The following is a 19451-nucleotide window of genomic DNA, read 5'->3' as shown; positions in this document are numbered from 1 at the left end:
AGCTCCGGCCGCTTGCGTGGAGCTTGAGGAGGCTGGTGGCGGATGCTAGACGCTCAGCCGGTTATTTTGGCAAGGACTGGGTCCGGCTATCCGGCGATTCCGGTATACAGCCCCTCGGCGAGCCGTCGCCACGTCAGGCCGGCTACGCTTTCAATGGCGGCTTGCCGCATTCTTTGGCGTTCATCGGCGGCGAGCGATACGGCGCGCTCCAACGCCTTGGAAAGGCCTGCCGGGGTGGTTGCGTCGTAGACGATGCCGTTCACGCCGTCGTGCACGGTTTCCGGCAAGACCCCGAGATTGGGAACGATAACCGGTCGGGAAAACGACAGGGCATTCAACGCCGAGCCAGAGGTGAGGATTCTGCTGTAGGGTAGGACCGCGAAATCCGACGCATTGAATATCCATTGCAGCTCCGCATCGCCGAGGCGCCGCTCGATCAGCGTGATGCCGGGCACGTTGCCGGCCATCTGAGCAACCGTCCCGGGGACGTAAGGCGGCATCGGCTGACCCGCGATGACGAGACGGATGGATGGATGCTTCATACGAATGAGACGGAATGCCTCGATGAGCGGCTGGATGCCCTTATAAGGGCGGAGCATGCCGATGAACGAGAAGACGATGTCGCTTTCGGCAAGGCCCAGGCGCGCCCGGGCCGTCGCTTCGCTGACGAAATTCTGATAGACGCCCACGTAGTTGGGGTGGGGGAGGATGACGACCCTGTCCTCCGGCAGCGGAAACTCCTCTTGCACGACCTGTATGGCGCCCGCAGAGTGTAGATGTATCCTGTCCGAGCAGGCGGCAATCTCGGTTGACAATGCCCGCTCCACGGCAAGGTAGGGGCTTTCGTGCGAAAGGGCGTTGTGAATCGTCCAGATGACGAAGCCGCCGAGGCTGCGGAACGTCCGAAGTTTCGAAATGAAAGCATCCTTCAGCGTTTCTGCAACGGCGTGGTTCGGCGCGTAAGCGACGATGGTGTTTGTCCAATGCAGATGGAAGATGTGCTTGCGCCGCACGCTGCCGCGCTCCGCCCGCAAGGCGGCGATGGCCTGATCTATCGTGCCGGGACCGATCGTACTTTCATCGGGAAACGACACTTGTATCAGTGGCTGATAGGGGTTTGCGGCGCCGTAGTCGGGGAAGAAATGGATACGGGCTGCGTTTGAGGTCGGCAGCGGCACCGGAGCCGTGTCCTGCGGGAGAAGTTGCTGAGAAGGCGTGACGCCGACATGGCGCGCATCGCAGAGCGCGTCGAAGCATCGCGCTTGCTCCGTTCGCAGCAGCTTGAACAACTGCACCATCTCAACCTGGAAATCCGTCAGGACCTGTTGTTGCGCAACCACTTCCGAAACGCGTGTTTCAAGTGCGGCAAGCTGCGCCTGGTCGATAACTCCCCCATGCACCACAGTCTTCATGAGATTCAGGTCGTCCATTTTGCCCACGCCCGGTGATCATCGAAATCTGCATATCGCTTAATCCGGATTCCTTGCGCCGGCCTGTCTTTGTTGCGTGCAGATGTCGATCTGATGCCTGTGGTCGCGGCAGGGGGGCGGGGCAGGTGGCTGTCTCCTACAGGCTCACGCAAGCTTGTCGACCTACCACGGAGAAGAGGCGGTTCTCGCTGAAATGTACGGCGGTTGGTCGGTGTTGTGATGCTTGCGCTCGGGACGGGTGTGGGTCCTTTGCAATCGTTTGGCTCAGCTATTTTCGAGCGGGTCGCAAAGAAGGCGATCGTCGCCGGCAATTGTTCTGCGGGCGTTATGAGTTGGGCGCCCGTTGCATGTGAAGCACATCCGGAATCCATATTTGGGCGATACGCTAATGGCTGACGACATTATCACGAATTCCGAAGAGCAGCATGACGATGCGAGCCGCCGGATCGCAGCGATCAACAGGGATCTCGATGCGATCCTGGCGCAGCAGCAGCAGATGGTCGACCTATATGTCGAAGGCGCTGAGTTGCTGCAGGGTTTGTTCAAGGATCAGCAGGATCGCTTCGCCTTGCTGGGTAATCAGTCTTCGATGGAGTCCGCTGCCGGTCAGAGCGAAGTTCAGCCGATCGATTTCGTTGTGCCGGTCTACAATTCGCTTCACCATGCAAGGCTCTGCATCACCAGCATATTGCGCTATGCGACGCCACCCTATCATCTCTTCGTGGTCGATGACAAAGGCGACAGCCATACGTCGCGCGAACTGGCGGCAATGGTCTCCGGCCTCGACAACGTGACTTTGATCGCCCATAGCCAGAATGTCGGTTACCTGAAATCGGTCAACGAGGCGCTGGGGCTCGGAAGGGCGGAAATCTGCGTTCTCGTCAACTCCGATGCGATGCTTTCTCCCGGCGCCTGCGAGCGCCTTCGTGATGGCTTCGTGCGTGACGCACAGATTGGCGTCATCACCGCCGTTTCCACCTGGGCCAACTGGACGAAAATACCCTTTCCTCCCGGCACGAACATGCTGGACCTGCGGGAATTCATCGCGCGGCAGAATGATCTCGGGATTGCCGATATCGGAAACGCATCCGGCTTCTTCTTCGCGGTACGGCGCAAGCTGTTCGACACGCTCGGTCTGTTCGATGAGGCATATAATCCCGGCTATTGGGAAGAAACCGATTTCTGCATGCTTGCCCTGGAAAAGGGCTGGCGCGTCGTCGTCGATCGGCAGCTCTACATCTATCATCACGGATGGGGCAGCTTCCAGAGCTCTGGCCGCGACGTTCACATGGCCCGCAACAGATCGACCTTCATGGCGCGCTGGGAACGGCAATATGCGGCACTGGATGCGAATTGGCGCTTCCACAATCCGACCGACGCCGTCTCCTCGCGGCTTGCAGCCGTGTCGCAGACCCGATCCGACAAGCCGCGCATTCTCTTTGTGAGCATGGATGGCCGCAGAACTGAGCAGTCGATCGCGCTGATCCAGTTGGTCAACGGATTGGTGGCCGAGGGTATCAGCGCAAATATCGTCTACCTCAGCGGTATCGACGAATCGTTGCTGGACATGACGCCAATGTACTTCCGGCCGCTGATCATCGAGGCATCCGTCGAGCAGATCAGAAGCTACAATATCTACGTCGGAACCTGCGAAAAAACATCCGAACTGATCGAAGCCTTTGATGCGTCGCTTGGGGCGGCTTTGTTCAGCTTTGTGACAAGCGATCGCCGCTCTCCGTTGCTTCGGCACAGCCCGAAGGAGGCACGTCCGATCGCACGTATACCCGGTTTGACGAATACCCGCGGCGATGTGCCATGTGTGCTTCCCGGCGTCAATCTCGACATTTTCTATCCGCGCGATACGCCGCGAAGCAGTGACGTCCTTCTTTGCATCAGCGAGGTGGCGTGGAGGCTGGATCGGGCCGGAATTATTCGCTTCTGCGGCATGTTAAGTGAAGCGATGCCCGGTATCCGCCTTGCAGCAACCGGCCTTGCCGCGATGAAGACTGATCTTCCGGCGATTGCCCATCGCGGCAGTCCGCACCGGATGACCGAGCTGGCGAATTGCTATTCCGAAGCCGAGATCGTTCTCCATTGGGGCGCGGAAAACCAATCGAGGCTGACCTACCTGGAGATTGCCGCGTGCGGCGGCATTGCAATGATGGATGTTAGCTCGGCGGAAGTTTGTGGTGCGGAGCACATGAAAAACAGCCTGCTGACGGACAGCCGCGACCCGCAATCGATGGTGGCCACAATCATCGGCTCACTCCAGTCGCCTTTGCTGCTGGCGACATTGCGGAACGGGGCTCTCTCTACCGCGAATTCCTGCCCACTGCGGGCCGAGGCAGCGCAGATGGCATCGATTTTCCTGGAAGCCGGCACAGCATCCGCCTATTCCGACACGATGCAAAAGGCATCGTAACCGGCGCGTTCGCTGAAGAACACGTTGCGGGCAAGGATTGCAAACCGGCGGCGCATAATAGGGACGTGCCCTATGGTATGCCAATTGCCGCTTCTGTTCGCGCAAGTTCGTCCTGGACTGGACGGCATGCCCTACATCATCAAAACGGCGCGCTCCAAATACATAAAGACATCGGGCTTTGAGGTTGAGGTTTCCGGGCGGCTGTATGACGGCAAGTCGGCGACCGAAGACGAGGGTGGCGGCAAGAGTGAGGGCGGCGGTTCGTCCAGCGCGTCGGATGCCGGCGGCAAGGTAGCGCCAAACAGCGCGCCGGGCACGCCCGCCACGCCATCGGCTTTCCTCACGCCTCGTCGGTTCGGGCGAACCGATGAAAACTAGGTGGAAGCATGTTAATGGGCGAACACATTTCCGCGTTCGGTCCATCGTGAGCGACTGGAGTTTATTCTTGCCAGATCAAGCGGCCTGCGAATTTCGATAGACTTCGACGATCTCTTCAAGTGACACCCCATCCAGCATGGCGCCGAGCATACTGCAGTTGGAGAAGGTGACTCCCGAGAGATTGATATTCTGAAAGCGCGAACCGGACAGGTTCACGTCATTCACAAACCAACCGCTCATATTGCTGTCGTTGAATTTCGCGCCGGAAAAATTGATCTGGTTGAACGACGTGCCCGAAAGATTGGCATCGTTGAAACGCGAACCAGAGAGGTCAGTATCGTTGACATCAAGTCTCTCGGTCGTCCGGTGTAGCTTCATCTCTTCGCCAGCAATCGAAAAGGTAAGGGATTTCTCTGCCCCGCCTTCACCAATCACTGCGGACAACGCGTTCCAGTCTTTCACATTGAATTGTTTCGCGATCAGCTCCAGGCAATCGCTGTGAGACAGGTCTATGTTGCGATCCTTTAGAGCCTGTCGCAGGGCTTTCGTCATGCCTTTGATACCATGCGTTCTCAGCATTCCAGTTCCTCCATGGCAATCATTGCATCAGAGCTCACATTGCTGACCGATTGCCGCAAGGGCTGGACATTGAACGGGATAATCTAAATGCATTCACCAAACCAAAATTGGCGTGAGCGGCAGGCTGCACAAGGCCTGCGTGTATTACTACCTGCGATTTTCATGTTGTCAACGGGGCCGCAGACCTTGCTCTAACGCGCGTAAAATCGTGAGTAATGGCCCAGACCGATTATTCAGGACCAATCAGCAGATCGGGGAAGGGTGGAGAGCGGAATGGCCGCTTAGGTGGTGTGCACATATGCAGCCAAGACCGCTAAGCTCGATCAACCCGATGGGTAGTGGTGACGTGTGGGGCATCGCGATTTTGGTCGAATCCACGAGGACTAGGTGGCTGAGTGTCGGAGCGGCATCATCTTCTCCTCAGGCTCCAAGTGGGGCAGGCAGGCCTTCGCTATTCGATCAATAAGCTACGCCGTGCCGCTGTGAAAAAGCAGCCCGCCCCTCGATCTCGGCTATTTGGGACGTCGCATACATGCCGTCACTGGGAAGCGTTGCCCAACCTTCCGCTATGATCTCGCCCTCATACTGCGAAACATAGTGATATTGCTCTGCATAGGCATAAAGACCGTCCTCCCGCTGTAGGATAACCATTCTACGCCTTGGATGGATGGCAGCGCTAATTTCAGCGACGTCTAGCTCTTTCACCGTCCGCATCAAGGTCTCCAATGGGTATGCGATCTAACGATTCCGCTGGCTTTCCTGCCTTATGCGGCCTCAATCTCTTTGATCTGCGCAAGATCGCTTTCCATCACTTGGGCGGCGATCTTGATATCATAGGCGTTTTGCAGATTGAGCCAGAATTCAGGGGCCGTCTTGAAGAACTTCGCCAGCCGCATCGCCGTGTCTGTGGTGATGCCGGTCTTTTCGGCGATTATGCGCTCAATGCGGGTGCGCGGCACATTGATGTGCTTCGCCAGCGCATAGGGCGTCATGTCGAGCGGTTCCAGATACAGTTCCCGCAGGATTTCGCCCGGATGGATCGCGGGGAGTTTGCTAACTGTCATGATCGCTTGCCCTCCTTGGCTGTTGTCATGATGGCTACCACGCCCTTTCGGGTCAATGGTAGTCCGTGATTTCGACTTGCTCCGGGCCTGCTTCCGTCCAGACGAAGCAGATGCGCCATTGCTTGTTGATCCTTATCGAGTGCTGGCCTGCGCGGTCGCCCGACAGCTTTTCCAGACGATTGCCGGGCGGGGACCGAAGGTCTTCAACGCTCGTTGCTGCGTTCAGCACGTAGAGCAGTTGTTGAGCGCGGCGTACCAGATCAGCCGGGAAACCCTTCTTGATTGATCCGTCATCGATCGATGCGGTGAGCTTGTCTTTGAACGAACGGATCATATCGGCCTCCTGATGTTTGGTATCATATAATGATACGTCGGGAAGTCAACGAAATAGTATCATTAAACGATACGTTTTTGATGCTGTCACCCGCCTTGATGCGGTCCTTTTCACCTTCACCAAAGGAATATCCCAATGGATCACGCGAAGTTCTTCGCGGCGGTGCGCTCGTCTTTGTTCGGCGGGCGTCTTTCAACTGATCAGGTCAATGGTATGGAGGCCATACTTGCCGAGTGGCAGGGCAGGCAGTTCGATACCCGTGGGCTCGCTTTCATGCTGGCGACGGCCTATCACGAAACCGGCAACACCATGTCTGCCGTTTCCGAAAATCTCAGCTACTTCGCTTCGGCCTTGCTGGTGACTTTCGGGAAGTACTTCACCACGTCGCAGGCGGCGGAGTACGCGCGACAGCCGCAGCGCATCGCCAGTCGAGCCTATGCAAACCGCATGGGGAACGGCAACGAGGCAAGCGGCCATGGATGGCGCTATCGTGGTCGTGGACTTGTGCAGATCACCGGTCGCGACAACTACGCCAAGTACGGTATCGCCAATGATCCTGATAGGGCGCTCGACGCCCGCAAGGCCGTTGAAATCCTCTTCGATGGCATGATCAACGGCCGCTTCACCGGCAAGAAGATTGGCGACTATTTCAGCGCGACCGCTTCGAACTGGATCGGCGCGCGTTCGATCATCAATGGCTCGGATCGTGCTGCGGATACTTACGGCTAATTTCTCACCTACTGATGACACTTGGGCGTTTTAAATCCAATTGCGCTGGCGCTATGAATTTAACAACCAGAGAATATTCGCCGTATGGCGGTTCCATGCCGGCCAACGTCACGAAAGCCCAAGATAATTCTCGAGCATCTTTTGGAGCACTTTTGCCCCCGCGTCGGTCGCGATTTTTACACCTGCTTTTGTGACCTTTGGAGCGACGTTTTTGATCCATGCTCCAGCCCTCGCGCCTACCCCGCTTTGGCTCGACTGGCTTTGCTCCTCCGCGTCTGCTTTAAGGTCTGCCTCCAATGTTGGAAGTTCATCTGAAGGCACGCCAAAATCAAGTAATGCCGATCTAAGGGAGTGGAAATCGCCAGTCACTACAGCAATATTTTGGGTGACCTCGGCAAAATTCATCGTCTGCTGTCCGCCCAATATTGTGACATTCACCACATCTCGCACACGCGATTCCGGGATATCGCCAAATCCGCTATCCGGGCCTGATGGTAAATCAGCTCTTATTTCCAGTGCAAGGTTGAGGAGGCGGGTTCGCACACTGTCAACAAGTCCGAGAATCAATCCACTTGGAACTTCTATCCACGCCCTATTCAAAACCCAGCCTTCAAAAAACTGTGTTTGGTACAGCGTGACCAGATCCTGGGGCCATGGAAGGACCGCCTTCATTCCCGTTTGATCGACCTCATAGGCGGCAATTGGGTGCAGCAATTTGACTTCTGAAGCCCAATGCTGGTGCTCCGGCTTCATAACCGACGCGGCTAGCGGCTGATCGTTCAATATACCCTGAAGCCCGACAAGGTATCCCCGTGCGATCGCAACGGACTTGCGATAAGCGGGCAAGTCGCTTTCGTGTGAGTAGCCATTCAACTCCCCTAAGATCCAAGTCTTAAGCGCGTCGTTCTTCAATTCGTATGCAAGATTCAGGCACCGCCGTAGCGTTTGCGATACCGGTTCTTTTTGGTCGAGAATCCCCGAAATCAGGTCGTCAAGCATCTTCATTTTTGCTTGCCCCTAGAATTGGTGCTGTATTTTTCGGTTTGGTATCACAACCGCAGATGAGCGTGAAGAAGGTTCTGTGTCGACATATGTTTGTGCCGAGCAGCATTGAGTTCCCGAGGGGACGCGGCAAGCCTATCGAGATATACGCGAGGATAGCGTGAACGCCTTTGCGTTGAGTATGTTAAAACCGATAATTGGACAGCGAACTGGGGCCACCAATGGGTATCCCTGATGGATGCACGGGGGTTCGCCTATGCCGAAGAGATGAGTCGTGGCGAAGCGCGCCGCAGCGTGAACTATCTCGCGCTAAATTCCCGAAGCTTCCTATGTGCTTCCTCTTAGGAAACTACTATGCTGTGCGTCGCGGCTAAGTGCTTGAAATTGATGGCGCACCCGACAGGATTCGAACCTGTGACCTTTGGAATCGGAATCCAACACTCTATCCAGCTGAGCTACGGGTGCATGCCTTAGGCGGGTTGAATCGCCTGTCCGATGGCTGGTTCTTAGCCTAGGAAGCGCTTGGCTTCAATGCGGAAAATTCAGGAAATCACAGATCGGGTAATTTATGAGGTAAGCCGCGGCCCTTGCACCGCGGCTTCGTGTCGTGTGTGGCTATTTGCGCCTATTCTTTCATCGCGCCGGGGCCGGGGATGGCTTTTGGCGGGACTTTACCGAGGATGATCATGCCGAGGACTTCGTCCTTGGTGACGTCTTCGGTGCGGGCGTGGCCGACGACCTGGCCGTTCTTCATGACCGAGACGCGGTCGGCGAGGTCGAAGACGTCGTGGATGTCGTGGCTGATGAGGAAGATGCCGATGCCTTCCTTCTTCAGCTGTTTGATCAACTCGCCGACCTGCGCCGTTTCCTGCGGGCCAAGCGCCGCCGTAGGCTCGTCCATGATCAGGATGCGGGCATCGAAGAGGATGGCGCGGGCGATCGCCACGGACTGGCGCTGGCCGCCCGAGAGCGCCTTTACGGGCTCCTTGAAGCGCTTGAAGTTGGGGTTGAGGCGCCCCATGACTTCGCGAGCCTTGGCCTCCATCGCGACGTCGTCGAGAGTGCCCCAGCGGGTTTGCAGCTCGCGGCCGAGATAGAGATTGGCGGCCGCGTCGACGTTGTCGGCGACGGCGAGGGTCTGGTAGATCGTCTCGATGCCGTATTTCTTGGCGTCGCGCGGGCTGCGGATATCGGCGGGCTCGCCGTTGATCAGAATATCGCCGCTGTCGCGCTTGTAGGCGCCGGAGAGGATCTTGATCAGGGTCGACTTGCCGGCGCCATTATGGCCGAGAAGGGCAACGACTTCGCCGGGATAGAGGTCCACCGAGGCGTTGTCGACCGCGTGGATGCCGCCGAAGGCGATGGAAATGTTCTTCATTTCCACAAGCGGAGTGGTTTGATCCGTCATGGTTCAGAATTCCTTTTACTTGGCGCGCGAGCGGTAGACGATGTCGAGCCAGACGGCGATGACCAGGACGACGCCGACGACGACGTTCTGGATTGGCGTGTCGACATTGGCGAGGCCCATGCCTGACTGCAGCGATTGCATGACCAGGGCGCCGAGCATGGCGCCGGCGATCGTGCCGCTGCCGCCGGCAAGCGACGTGCCGCCGATGACGGCCGCGGCGATAGTGAAGAGTTCGTAGGTGGTGCCCTGCGAATTGGCAGCGGCGTTCAGGCGGGCAGTGGAGATGGCTGCGGCGACGGCTGCGAGTAGGCCCATCAGCGCGAAGATGCGCACCGTCACCCAGCGGGTCTTGATGCCGGCGAGTTCAGCCGCTTCCGGGTTGCCGCCGATGGCGAAGACATAGCGGCCGAAGCGCAGGCGCGTGGCAATGAAGGTCATGACGATGCCGATGCCAACGGCGATGAGCACGGGCACGGCAATGCCATAGGGAATGTCGAGGCCGTTTTCCGGCCAGGGGATGCTGTGTTCGGTCGCGTATTTCTTCGCGATACCAACGGGCCAGTAATAGATGCTGAAAACGTAGATCGTGCCGAGCACAAGCGCTGAGCCGAGGATGGCAAGGAAGTATTCTGCCCAGAGCGGCCGGCGTGGGAAGTTGAAGCGCTTGCGCTGGTGACGCTCGCCGATGATGCCGAGAACGATCATCACGCAGGCGAGCACGCCGAGGATCCAGCTCCAGGTCGCGCCGATAGAGCCTTCAGCGCCGCCACCCATGATGCGGAAGGTGGCGTCGAGCGGGGCGACCGTCTGGCCGCTGGTGACATACCAGGCAAGGCCGCGCCAGGCGAGAAGCCCGCCAAGGGTGACGATGAAGGAGGGGACATTCAGAAAAGCGATGATGACGCCTTGGAACATGCCGAGCAGCGTGCCGATGGCAAGGCCGCAGATCAGCGTGATGACCCAGGTCCACGAGCTATCGAAGCCAAGATATTGTGGCAGCCATTTAGCCTGGATGACGCCCATGATCATGGCGACGAAACCCAGCAGCGAACCGACTGACAGGTCAATGTTGCGGGTGACGATGACAAGCACCATTCCGGTCGCCAGAACGGCGATTTCGCAGGTCTGAACGGAAAGGTTCCAGAGGTTTCTGGGTGTCAGGAACAGGCCGCCTGTATAGACGTCGAAGCCGATCCAGATGATCAGCAGCGCGCCGATCATGCCAATCAGGCGGGTATCGATTTCGGTGGCGCGCAGGAAGCGCGTCAAGGCGCCTTCCTCTGCATTGCGCGGACCGCTCGATGTTGTGGAATGTGTCATGTCGGCCATCGCTTTGCCGTTCTCCCACTTGTTGGGCGCAGGCCCGCGAATGCTCTCTGTTTATCGCTGGGCAGTATCCGCGCTGATCACAATAGGCGTCATCGCTCGCCCATCCGGTTTACCCCGGTTCCACGACCGCCGTCCGGCGGGCCGATCGGATATGCGATGACGCAACACATGCGGGAAGCCTTTCTCTCCATTCTGGGCGGAGTTGCAGGCTCCTTATCCGCATTCGACGCCGCAATGGAAAATCCGTTGCGGCGTCGTCATTCTATTCGGGTCAACCCGTCAGCGTCTCGCGCTTATTTGCAAGCAGCGACAGCGCCGGCCTTTACGCCCTGGCAGGCTTCAGCCTTGGAAATCCAGCCGGCGTCGATGACGACGTTCAGGTTGTCCTTGGTGATCGGGATCGGGGTCAGGAAGACCGACTTCATTGCAACATGCTTCGGACCGCCATTGAAGGTCTGTACGCCGGCGATCTCGTCGAGCTTCTTGCCCTTGGCGAGGTCGATGGCGATTTCGGCGGCGCGCTTGCCGAGTTCGCGCGAGTCCTTCCAGACCGAGACGGTCTGCGTGCCGAGCGCGATGCGGTTCAGAGCAGCCTTGTCGGCGTCCTGGCCGGAAACCGGCACGGAGCCTGCGAGACCCTGAGCGTCGAGAGCTGCGACGGCACCGCCGGCGGTGCCGTCGTTGGAGGCGACGACCGCGTCAACCTTGTTGTTGTTGGCGGTCAGGAACTGCTCCATGTTGCGCTGTGCATTCTGCGGCAACCAGCCGTCCGTATAGGCTTCGCCGACGTTCTTGATCTTGCCGGCGTCGATCGCGGACTTCAAAACTTCGATCTGACCGGAGAAGAGGAAGTCTGCGTTCGGGTCGGAAGACGAGCCCTTGATGAAGACGTAGTTGCCTGCCGGCTTTGCCTTCAGCACTTCGCGAGCCTGCATGCGGCCCACTTCCTTGTTGTCGAAGGTGATGTAGAAGGCGGCCGGGTTTTCAATGAGGCGGTCGTAGCCGACAACAGGAATGCCTTCGTCGGCAGCCTTTTCAACGGCCGGGCCGATTGCATCGGAGTCCTGAGCGAGAATGATGAGGGCGTTGGCACCCTGCGAAATCAGGGATTCAACGTCGGTCAGTTGCTTGGAAGCGGATGATTGCGCGTCAGCGGAAATATACTTGGCGCCAACGGCCGCGAGTGCCTTCTTGATGGCGGCTTCGTCGGTCTTCCAACGCTCTTCCTGGAAGTTGGACCAGGAAACGCCGACGACGAGATCCTTTGCGAAGGCTGCCGTCTGCATGGTCAAAACGATGGCCGCGCCCGCAGCCAGCTTAACAAAAGCTTTCATATTATCCTCCCGAGTGAACGCGGCCGGGCGTATCCTGAACTCCCGCCGGCCGCCGCGACATTGCTGACGAGAGAAGGGTTTGATTTTTTTCTCGACAGTCGAGAAATTAACTGTCAGAGATTTTTTCAACTGTCAACACCCGCATTGTCAGGCTAAATCGGTTGCCCGATAAGAGCCGTCCGTAGATGCGGAGGGGAGGGTGGAATGAGCGGGAGAGTTACCGATGCTGGCCAAATCGAGCACCGAATTGGTCCGTCAGAAGAACAGTATCTTGGTTTTGTCGGCGTTGCGCCGGCACGGCCCACTTGCGCATACCGAACTTTCTGATTTCACCAAGCTCTCATCCGCAACGGTTTCAGTCATCACCGCCGATCTGGAGCGGGCGCAGATCATCGAGAAGGCGGAGCAGCAGGCCGCCAGCGGTCGCGGGCGGCCACGGGTTCTGTTCTCGCAGCGGCGCGACTGCGGCTACCTCATCATCGTCGTCATCTCTTCAGATGCCGTGCAATATTCGCTCGTGGATTATGCCGGTCGCTTGATCGACCGTTTCAGCGAGGAGCGGTCGCAGGAGGTATCTGGCGTCGGCCCATTCGTTGCGGCTCTGCGTGATGCCTTGCGACGTATTGCTGCCCGCTCGCAGCTTGATCACGACAAAGTGCTGATGATCTCGATCAGCAGCAAAGGGCTGGTCGACAACTCCGAGACAGTGCTGCGCTGGTCGCCGATTTTCGGGCGCGACGAAATCGACTTCGCGGCCGTGCTTGCCGACGAATGGTCGGCAAGGATCGTTCTCGGCAACGAGACTTTGCTTGTAGCCGCCGCTCTCGGCCGGCAGGAAGAAAACAACAGGGGGCCCGACTTCCGCGCCATGGCGGCGCTATCGCTGGGACACAGCATCGGCCTCGGCATCGTTCGCCGGGAAGAGGAGGGCGGGCATCAGGTCTCGGCTCCGAATTTTGGTCACATGATGCATGTGCCCGGCGGTGCCCTGTGTCGGTGCGGCGCGCGGGGCTGCATAGAAGCCTATGCCGGCTTCTATGCCATGCTGCGCACCGCCTTCGACGTGCCGCTCGATACCATCCCGGCGAAGTTCGTCCCCATTGCGGAGCTGGACAAGATTGCGGTCAGCGCCCGCAACGGCGGCCGCCGGAATGTGCTTGCCTTCCGGCAGGCCGGTCTGGCGCTCGGCAACGGTCTTTCCCGCGTCCTCAGCCTGCACGAGCGCATGCCGATCGTCATCACAGGGCCGGGCGTGCGTTACTACGATTTGCTGATCGAGGGCATAACGGAAGGACTGGCGGAATCGCATGTCGTACGCATGGAAGGCATGCCGGAACTGCGTGTTGCGCTTGACGAGTCGACGCTCGTTTTCGATGGGCATATCAACCGCGCTTTTTCAATCATCGACAATGATATCGTGAAGAGGGTGGGCTCGAGCATCGAGTTGCGGGCTCAGGCCGGTTGAGAGGTAACGACGAAGCGGGTCGCGACAACGGGCGCCAAGGTGGTACGCCTCGACGTCTGTTATCGAATGCCGCCAAGCGAGGCATGATGCTGATCACGGCAGGTGCTACTGAGATCATTCCGTCGTCTCAAGATGCTGATCCAGGTCGCGAATCTGCAGAATGCGGTCGATCAATCCCCATTCCAGCGCTTCTTCAGCGGTCATGAAGTAGTCGCGATCCATGGCGCGCTCGAATTCTTCGTAGGAACGGCCGCAATGCTCGGCATAGAGGCGTGTCATGCGGTGTTTCGTTCGCTTGATCTCCTCGGCATGGATGAGCATGTCGGACGCCTGACCCTGGAAGCCGCCCAAGGGCTGATGGATATGGATGCTGGCGTTGGGCAGCGCGGCGCGCTGGCCTGGTTCGCCCGCCATCAGCAGGAAGGATCCCATCGAGCGGGCCGTTCCCATGCAGAGCGTGTGCACCGGCGCGCGGATGTAGCGCATGGTGTCGTACATTGCGAGGCCGCTGGTCACGACGCCGCCTGGCGAATTGATATAAAGGCTGATCGGCTTCTTCGGGCTTTCCGCCTCGAGAAACAGCAGCTGCGCGCAGACGAGGGCCGAGACGGTGTCGTTTACCTCGCCATTCAGAAAGATGATTCTCTCGCGCAGCAGACGGGAATAGATGTCGAAAGACCGCTCTCCTCTGCTGGATTGTTCCACGACCATGGGGACGAGTTGCATCGCTTCGCGCATCGGCGAGCTCCAATCGTTTGAAATTGTTGACGGTTTTGGCGTGATTACGCGGCGCGCATGACGCAGAAGCCGTTGTTGTTTGCCGCAGCCTCCTCGGCCTTGCGAAGCCTGACATCATCAAGCTCATGGGTGATGCGCAGGCTTGTGCCGCCACTCGCGTTCGGCAAAATCCGGAAGGTCACGATGCTTTCGAAAAAGGGTGGCGCGTCATCGCGCAACCGATAGCGCACCTCTTCACCCGGCGTGACCGAGATCGCCTCCGGATCGGCCAATGCCTCTTTCGGCAGCCAGTTTTCCCGAAGCTCGGGGATGCTGACTGCGCGCCAGACCTTTTGCGGCGGTTCGCTGAACTCGTATTCCAGCTCGATCGCGTTCTTCTGCTCCGGCATCTTCTGGCGGTTCATTGGTCCATATCCTTCAACAAGAGCTTGAGAGCTTCCATGCGTGCCGGCCAGTAGGCGCGGTATTTCGCCAGCCACTGGGCGATAAGGGCAAGCCCCTCCGGATCGACTTCGTAGTTCACGAAACGCCCCTGTCGTTCTTCCCTCACCAGCCCGGCGCTCCGCAGGACCGCGAGATGCTGCGACATGGCCGGCTGGCTGATGTCGATGCCTTCACGCAGGGCGCTGGCGTTCATCCCGCCCGCCGCCAGTTTTTCGAAAATGGCGCGACGGGTTGGGTCCGACAAGGCTCGGAATATCTCGTTCTCTATCATGAGAACAGATAAGCATAGACTTATGTGATTCGCAAGGGGCCTTCGCAGGGAGTGGCGGGGCTATGCAGCGGGCGCCAAAGAAAAAGTCCGCCGCGAAGCGATTCGCGACGGACTTTTGGGAGGGTCACATTCCCCGTGGGAACGGAGTTGCTCAGTCGACCTTGATCAGGCGACCTTCCTTGACCGATTGCAAAGCGGCATCCGCCAGCTTCAATGCGGCGAGGCCATCGGCACCCGATGGCGTGATGGCGGCGCCTTTTTCGATCGCGGCGATAAAGCTTGCGATCTCATTGGCATAGGCTTCGGTGTAGCGCGTCATGAAGAAATCATGCAGCGGCGGGCGGGTATAGCCATCGCCATTGGCGACTTCGATGGAGAAGGGGCGTTGGTTTTCGGCGGCCACCATGCCCTTCGAGCCATGGATTTCGATGCGCTGATCGTAGCCATAGGTAGCACGGCGAGAATTGGAGATGATCGCCTGCTTGCCCGATGCCGTCTGGAGTATGACGGAAACGCTGTCGTAATCGCCCGCTTCGCCGATCGCCTTGTCAACGAGGACGGCAGCGGTTGCGGTAACGGCGACCGGCTCTTCGCCGAGCAGGAAGCGCGCCATGTCGAAGTCATGGATGGTCATATCGCGGAAGATACCGCCGGAGCGCTTGATGTAGTCGACGGGCGGGGCGCCCGGATCGCGCGAAGTGATCGTCACCATTTCGATGGTGCCGATGCGGCCTTCGTCGATGGCCTTCTTGACGGCCATGAAATGCGGGTCGAAGCGGCGGTTGAAGCCAACCATCAACTTGCCCTTGGTTTCATCGACGACCTTGATGCAGGCCTTGACGCGGGCGAGGTCGAGATCGACGGGCTTTTCGCAGAAGACGGCCTTGCCGGCGCGGGAGAAGCGTTCGATGAGATCGGCATGGGTATCGGTCGGCGTGCAGATGACGACGGCATCGATATCCTTGGCGGCCTCGATCGCCTCGATGGTGCGCACTTCGCATCCGTAAGCGGCGGAGATGGCTTCGGCGGCTGCCGGAAACGCATCCGCAACGGCCACGAGCTTGGCATTGGCGTCGCCGCTGACGGCCTTCGCATGCACCTTGCCGATACGTCCGGCACCGAGCAGACCAAATCTGACAGTCATTCTTACCTCCCTGGATTCGGAACAAATGAACCGAATAATAATATATATGGAATTTTCATTCCATTTTCCGAAGGCGGCGTCAAGCCGCCAGTTCTTCACAATTGCGAAAACCGTCATACCATACTGCGTTATCGGAAGTTTGCTCGTGCGAGCTAATTTCATTCAAACCGCTTCACAGCGTTCCCGGCGATGCGTTAAAGACAGATCTTCTTGAACAGGTGAACGAGACCCATGCAACTGATCGATCCGACCCATCCTATCTATAAGCCGCTTTGGGTGAGGATTCTGATCGTTGCCGTCTGCTTTGGATGGTCCGCGGTCGAAACCTTCGGTTCACAGCCCTTCTGGGCCATGCTTTCGGGCGCGCTCGGAGCTTACGCGGCCTGGATGCTCCTGTTGAATTTCAAACCGGAGCCGCCCGCTGCCAACGTCGAGGCCGCGTCTGAGACTGACGCCGATGAAGACGAGACGCCTTCGGACGACAAGAAGTAGTCATCGGGAGAGGCGTCGTATCGCCTCGTCGATCAATTGGTTGGCGAGTGTCATGCGGGTCGTTGCCTGCTCGCGAAAAGGTGCGGCGACACTGTCGGGATGATTGGCCTTGGCGAAGCTGCGGCGTTTTTCGTGAAGAGTGTGGAGCGTGGTGTCTGACGTTATCGCCAGCTCCGCCGCAACCTCTTCCCGCGCGACCCGAGCCAGATGCTCCGGCATGACAGGCGGTTCAGGCTCTTTCGGCTCTAGTTCAGGCTCCGGTGGGGGCGGGATGATCGGATCGCCGAGATTATCGCGATATGCGTCATCGGGGCGATGCGCCTCCGGCGTCTCGCCGCCAAGCACGGTTGCCGCAAAGCTGACATTCAGGCCGCGGATGCGATGTGCGGTCTCTTCCTTCTCCGAGGCCTGCTCTTCCGTATCGAGACGGTCAAGTACGGATTGAAACAATGATTGCTTGAACAGCATGCCGGCCTCCATGCCATCTCCATAGGAGCGGAAGTTGGCGTGGGGCTTATGCGAGGGGCTCGGCCTTTATGTCAGCGAGAGGTTCTTGCTCTCTTCCAGGATCATGTCGTGCAGCAATCGGGCGCTCGGCGGCATGGCCCGCTCGCGTGCGGTGATGAGGCTATAGGGTCTGACGTCGATATCGAAATCGGTCGGTAATATGCAGGACTCGCCGGCCCGCGACGATTGCCCGCAGATGAATTGCGCCATATCGAGCGCGATCGGCGCGATTGCATCCGTCTTGCAGACCACGGCCAGCGTCAGCAGCAGCGACGAGGTGTTGACGATGTTTTCCGGCAGCGGCACGCCGGCGGCAAGGAAAATGTCCTCCACTTTACGGCGCAGCAAAGTTCCGGGCGGCTGGAAGACCCAATCGTAGCGACCGAGATCTTCAAGGCTTGCGGGACCTTTTTTGCGTAGCGGATGTCCGTTGCGGACGATGAGGCAGGCTTTCTCCACGCCGATTTCATGGGCCAGGAACAGGCGCGGGTCGAGATCATCGGGAATGCGGCTGATAATGAAGTCGTGACGCGCCGCCAGAAGCTCCCGGGCGAGAACGTTGCTGTTTTCGACCTCGATGTTGATCTCGATGCTCGGATAGCTGCGCGTGACCCGCTGGATGGCGGGTACGACAAGGCTGATGGCCGGCGCGGTTACGGCGCCGAGGAAGACCGATCCGCCCCTTCCTGTCCGCAGGGCTCCGAGTTCGCGGCTTGCTTCGCGCAGCTCGAGCAGGATCTTGCGCGCTCGCTTGGCCAGTGCCAGTCCGAAAGGGGTCAGGACCACACCGCGCGCGACGCGCTCGTAAAGCGGGCTTTTGACAATGGACTCCATTTCAGAGAGCATGCGTGAAGCCGCAGGTTGTGACATGTTCATGGACTCAGCGGCGGCGGAGATCTGACCGTGATCCTCGATTGTGACAATCATGCGCAGGTGATTGAGCTTCAAGCCGGCCTTGAGTAGCGTGTCATCGCGAAAACTGTCGGAATGAATCTCGATGCCTTCGCTCACATAATCGTTATATATTTTCTCCATAACGGCCAAATTTCCCATTCGTCGGCAAAAAAGTACTATTTTTTATGATTATACCAAACATGGTATATGTTTAGCCAGTTATTCTATTTGACAGTTATACGAAATCGTACGAGTTTGCCAATCGTGTGCTGGTTGCAGCTCATAAGCCGTGAGAGCGTGGAGGAGACCTACTTCGTTTCTCACAATTAGAAGTAAACCATTCCTTCTACGGAACTTGCTGCAGTTTCGGGCGGGCTTCTGCCCGTCATTTTATCAACAAGGGAGAGAGTAATGAAATCCATTATCTCATTGATGGCCGGCGTTGCGCTCGGCGTCACGACGCTGGTGGCACCTGCCTTCGCAGCGGATAAGGGAACTGTCGGTATCGCTATGCCGACCAAGGCATCGGCTCGCTGGATCGACGACGGCAACAACATCGTCAAGCAGCTCCAGGCTGCCGGTTACGGCACCGACCTGCAGTACGGCGACGACGATATTCCGAACCAGCTTTCTCAGATCGAGAACATGGTCACCAAGGGTGACAAGGTTCTCGTCATCGCTTCGATCGACGGCACGACGCTGTCCGACGTTCTGCAGAAGGCTCACGATGCCGGCATCAAGGTCATCGCTTACGACCGTCTGATCCGCAACAGCGGCAATGTCGACTATTACGCTACGTTCGACAACTTCAAGGTCGGCGTTCTTCAGGCTGGCTCGATCGTCGACGCTCTCGGCCTCAAGGACGGCAAGGGTCCGTTCAACATTGAGCTGTTCGGCGGTTCTCCGGACGATAACAACGCCTTCTTCTTCTACGACGGCGCAATGTCGGTCCTGAAGCCCTACATCGACAGCGGCAAGCTGGTCGTCAAGTCTGGCCAGATGGGCATGGACAAGGTCGGCACGCTGCGTTGGGACCCGGCAACGGCCCAGGCTCGTATGGATAACCTCCTGTCGGCCTACTACACCGACGCTCACGTCGATGCAGTTCTGTCCCCGTATGACGGTCTGTCGATCGGTATCCTCTCCTCGCTCAAGGGCGTTGGTTACGGTACCGGCGGCGTGAAGCTCCCGGTCGTTACCGGCCAGGACTCAGAAGTTCCGTCGGTCAAGTCGATCATCGCTGGCGAGCAGCACTCCACGATCTTCAAGGACACCCGTGACCTCGCGAAGGTCACCGTCAACATGGTCAACGCGCTGATGGAAGGCAAGACGCCTGAAGTCAACGACAGCAAGACCTACGACAACGGCGTCAAGGTCGTTCCGTCCTACCTCCTGACCCCGGTTGCTGTCGACAAGACCAACTACGAGAAGATCCTCGTCGAAGGCGGTTACTACAAGGCTGACCAGCTGAAGTAATCTTCCAACAA

At 58.3% G+C, this 19451-nt stretch carries 21 protein-coding genes and 1 tRNA gene; 6 read left to right on the top strand and 16 right to left on the bottom strand.

What is annotated here, in order from left to right; all coding sequences use genetic code 11:
* Window positions 1–86: 86 nt before the first annotated feature.
* The gene (locus tag QD461_RS00705; RefSeq protein ID WP_414086034.1) at window positions 87–1430 is read right to left on the bottom strand and encodes a glycosyltransferase; all 1344 of its coding nucleotides are present in this window, start codon (window positions 1428–1430) and stop codon (window positions 87–89) included.
* A gap of 388 nt (window positions 1431–1818) precedes the next feature.
* Here QD461_RS00705 and QD461_RS00700 point away from each other — a divergent pair, with 388 nt between their 5' ends.
* Window positions 1819–3852 (top strand): glycosyltransferase family 2 protein, encoded by a 2034-nt coding sequence (locus QD461_RS00700; protein ID WP_414086033.1) that lies wholly within the window; start codon window positions 1819–1821, stop codon window positions 3850–3852.
* Window positions 3853–3978: 126 nt separating this feature from the next.
* A complete protein-coding gene (locus QD461_RS00695) occupies window positions 3979–4230 on the top strand; it encodes a hypothetical protein (RefSeq protein ID WP_414086032.1) in 252 nt (83 codons plus the stop codon).
* Window positions 4231–4305: 75 nt separating this feature from the next.
* Here QD461_RS00695 and QD461_RS00690 read toward each other — a convergent pair whose 3' ends face one another.
* From QD461_RS00690 to QD461_RS00675, 4 genes are all read right to left on the bottom strand, one after another.
* Entirely contained in the window at window positions 4306–4809 is a 504-nt protein-coding gene (locus QD461_RS00690; protein ID WP_414086031.1) for a pentapeptide repeat-containing protein, read from the bottom strand.
* A 459-nt stretch (window positions 4810–5268) separates the two neighbouring features.
* Window positions 5269–5460: a hypothetical protein gene (locus QD461_RS00685; protein WP_414086030.1), complete on the bottom strand. Its 192-nt coding sequence runs from the start codon at window positions 5458–5460 to the stop codon at window positions 5269–5271.
* Between the two features lie 113 nt (window positions 5461–5573).
* Entirely contained in the window at window positions 5574–5873 is a 300-nt protein-coding gene (locus QD461_RS00680) for a HigA family addiction module antitoxin (protein WP_414086029.1), read from the bottom strand.
* Between the two features lie 52 nt (window positions 5874–5925).
* Window positions 5926–6207 carry a type II toxin-antitoxin system RelE/ParE family toxin gene (locus QD461_RS00675; protein WP_414086028.1) on the bottom strand — a complete coding sequence of 94 codons (282 nt, stop codon included), beginning with the start codon at window positions 6205–6207 and terminating at the stop codon, window positions 5926–5928.
* 135 nt (window positions 6208–6342) lie between these two features.
* Between QD461_RS00675 and QD461_RS00670 the strand changes: the two genes are divergently transcribed.
* Window positions 6343–6936, top strand: coding sequence for a hypothetical protein (locus tag QD461_RS00670; protein WP_414086027.1), 594 nt, complete (start codon window positions 6343–6345; stop codon window positions 6934–6936).
* 108 nt (window positions 6937–7044) lie between these two features.
* Here QD461_RS00670 and QD461_RS00665 read toward each other — a convergent pair whose 3' ends face one another.
* From QD461_RS00665 to xylF, 5 genes are all read right to left on the bottom strand, one after another.
* Window positions 7045–7941 carry a hypothetical protein gene (locus QD461_RS00665; protein ID WP_414086026.1) on the bottom strand — a complete coding sequence of 299 codons (897 nt, stop codon included), beginning with the start codon at window positions 7939–7941 and terminating at the stop codon, window positions 7045–7047.
* Between the two features lie 385 nt (window positions 7942–8326).
* Window positions 8327–8403: transfer RNA gene (locus QD461_RS00660), tRNA-Arg, on the bottom strand.
* A gap of 160 nt (window positions 8404–8563) precedes the next feature.
* A complete protein-coding gene (locus QD461_RS00655) occupies window positions 8564–9346 on the bottom strand; it encodes an ATP-binding cassette domain-containing protein (RefSeq protein WP_199089237.1) in 783 nt (260 codons plus the stop codon).
* 15 nt (window positions 9347–9361) lie between these two features.
* A complete protein-coding gene (locus tag QD461_RS00650; protein ID WP_414086025.1) occupies window positions 9362–10675 on the bottom strand; it encodes a sugar ABC transporter permease in 1314 nt (437 codons plus the stop codon).
* 293 nt (window positions 10676–10968) lie between these two features.
* Window positions 10969–12009 carry a D-xylose ABC transporter substrate-binding protein gene (gene xylF, locus QD461_RS00645; protein WP_414086024.1) on the bottom strand — a complete coding sequence of 347 codons (1041 nt, stop codon included), beginning with the start codon at window positions 12007–12009 and terminating at the stop codon, window positions 10969–10971.
* 223 nt (window positions 12010–12232) lie between these two features.
* On the opposite strand from xylF, the gene QD461_RS00640 reads away from it, so the two are divergent.
* On the top strand, window positions 12233–13474 hold the full coding sequence (locus QD461_RS00640; protein ID WP_414086023.1) for an ROK family protein: 1242 nt from the start codon (window positions 12233–12235) through the stop codon (window positions 13472–13474).
* 114 nt (window positions 13475–13588) lie between these two features.
* On the opposite strand, the gene QD461_RS00635 is transcribed toward QD461_RS00640, so the two are convergent.
* The 4 genes from QD461_RS00635 to iolG all read right to left on the bottom strand — a co-directional run bounded on the left by QD461_RS00635 (window position 13589) and on the right by iolG (window position 16071).
* Window positions 13589–14212 carry an ATP-dependent Clp protease proteolytic subunit gene (locus tag QD461_RS00635; RefSeq protein WP_414086022.1) on the bottom strand — a complete coding sequence of 208 codons (624 nt, stop codon included), beginning with the start codon at window positions 14210–14212 and terminating at the stop codon, window positions 13589–13591.
* Window positions 14213–14256: 44 nt separating this feature from the next.
* On the bottom strand, window positions 14257–14616 hold the full coding sequence (locus QD461_RS00630; protein ID WP_414086021.1) for an SRPBCC family protein: 360 nt from the start codon (window positions 14614–14616) through the stop codon (window positions 14257–14259).
* The gene (locus QD461_RS00625; RefSeq protein ID WP_414086020.1) at window positions 14613–14927 is read right to left on the bottom strand and encodes an ArsR/SmtB family transcription factor; all 315 of its coding nucleotides are present in this window, start codon (window positions 14925–14927) and stop codon (window positions 14613–14615) included. The genes QD461_RS00630 and QD461_RS00625 overlap by 4 nt, the downstream gene beginning before the upstream one ends.
* Window positions 14928–15078: 151 nt before the next feature.
* Window positions 15079–16071: an inositol 2-dehydrogenase gene (iolG, locus tag QD461_RS00620; RefSeq protein ID WP_414086019.1), complete on the bottom strand. Its 993-nt coding sequence runs from the start codon at window positions 16069–16071 to the stop codon at window positions 15079–15081.
* A gap of 231 nt (window positions 16072–16302) precedes the next feature.
* On the opposite strand from iolG, the gene QD461_RS00615 reads away from it, so the two are divergent.
* Window positions 16303–16563 carry a hypothetical protein gene (locus tag QD461_RS00615; RefSeq protein ID WP_414086018.1) on the top strand — a complete coding sequence of 87 codons (261 nt, stop codon included), beginning with the start codon at window positions 16303–16305 and terminating at the stop codon, window positions 16561–16563.
* Here QD461_RS00615 and QD461_RS00610 read toward each other — a convergent pair whose 3' ends face one another.
* Complete coding sequence (locus QD461_RS00610) at window positions 16564–17031, bottom strand: hypothetical protein (protein WP_414086017.1); 468 nt, start codon at window positions 17029–17031, stop codon at window positions 16564–16566.
* 66 nt (window positions 17032–17097) lie between these two features.
* Window positions 17098–18105, bottom strand: coding sequence for a LysR family transcriptional regulator (locus tag QD461_RS00605; RefSeq protein ID WP_414086016.1), 1008 nt, complete (start codon window positions 18103–18105; stop codon window positions 17098–17100).
* Window positions 18106–18375: 270 nt separating this feature from the next.
* Between QD461_RS00605 and chvE the strand changes: the two genes are divergently transcribed.
* Window positions 18376–19440 (top strand): multiple monosaccharide ABC transporter substrate-binding protein, encoded by a 1065-nt coding sequence (gene chvE / locus QD461_RS00600; protein WP_414086015.1) that lies wholly within the window; start codon window positions 18376–18378, stop codon window positions 19438–19440.
* The last annotated feature ends 11 nt before the right edge of the window (window positions 19441–19451 follow it).

It is taken from the genome of Rhizobium sp. BR 314, from assembly GCF_047445805.1.
Taxonomy (GTDB): Bacteria; Pseudomonadota; Alphaproteobacteria; order Rhizobiales; family Rhizobiaceae; genus Rhizobium; species Rhizobium lusitanum_B.
The sequence above is the reverse complement of the archived record's forward strand: the minus strand, read 5'-3'. Positions and strand labels throughout refer to the sequence as shown.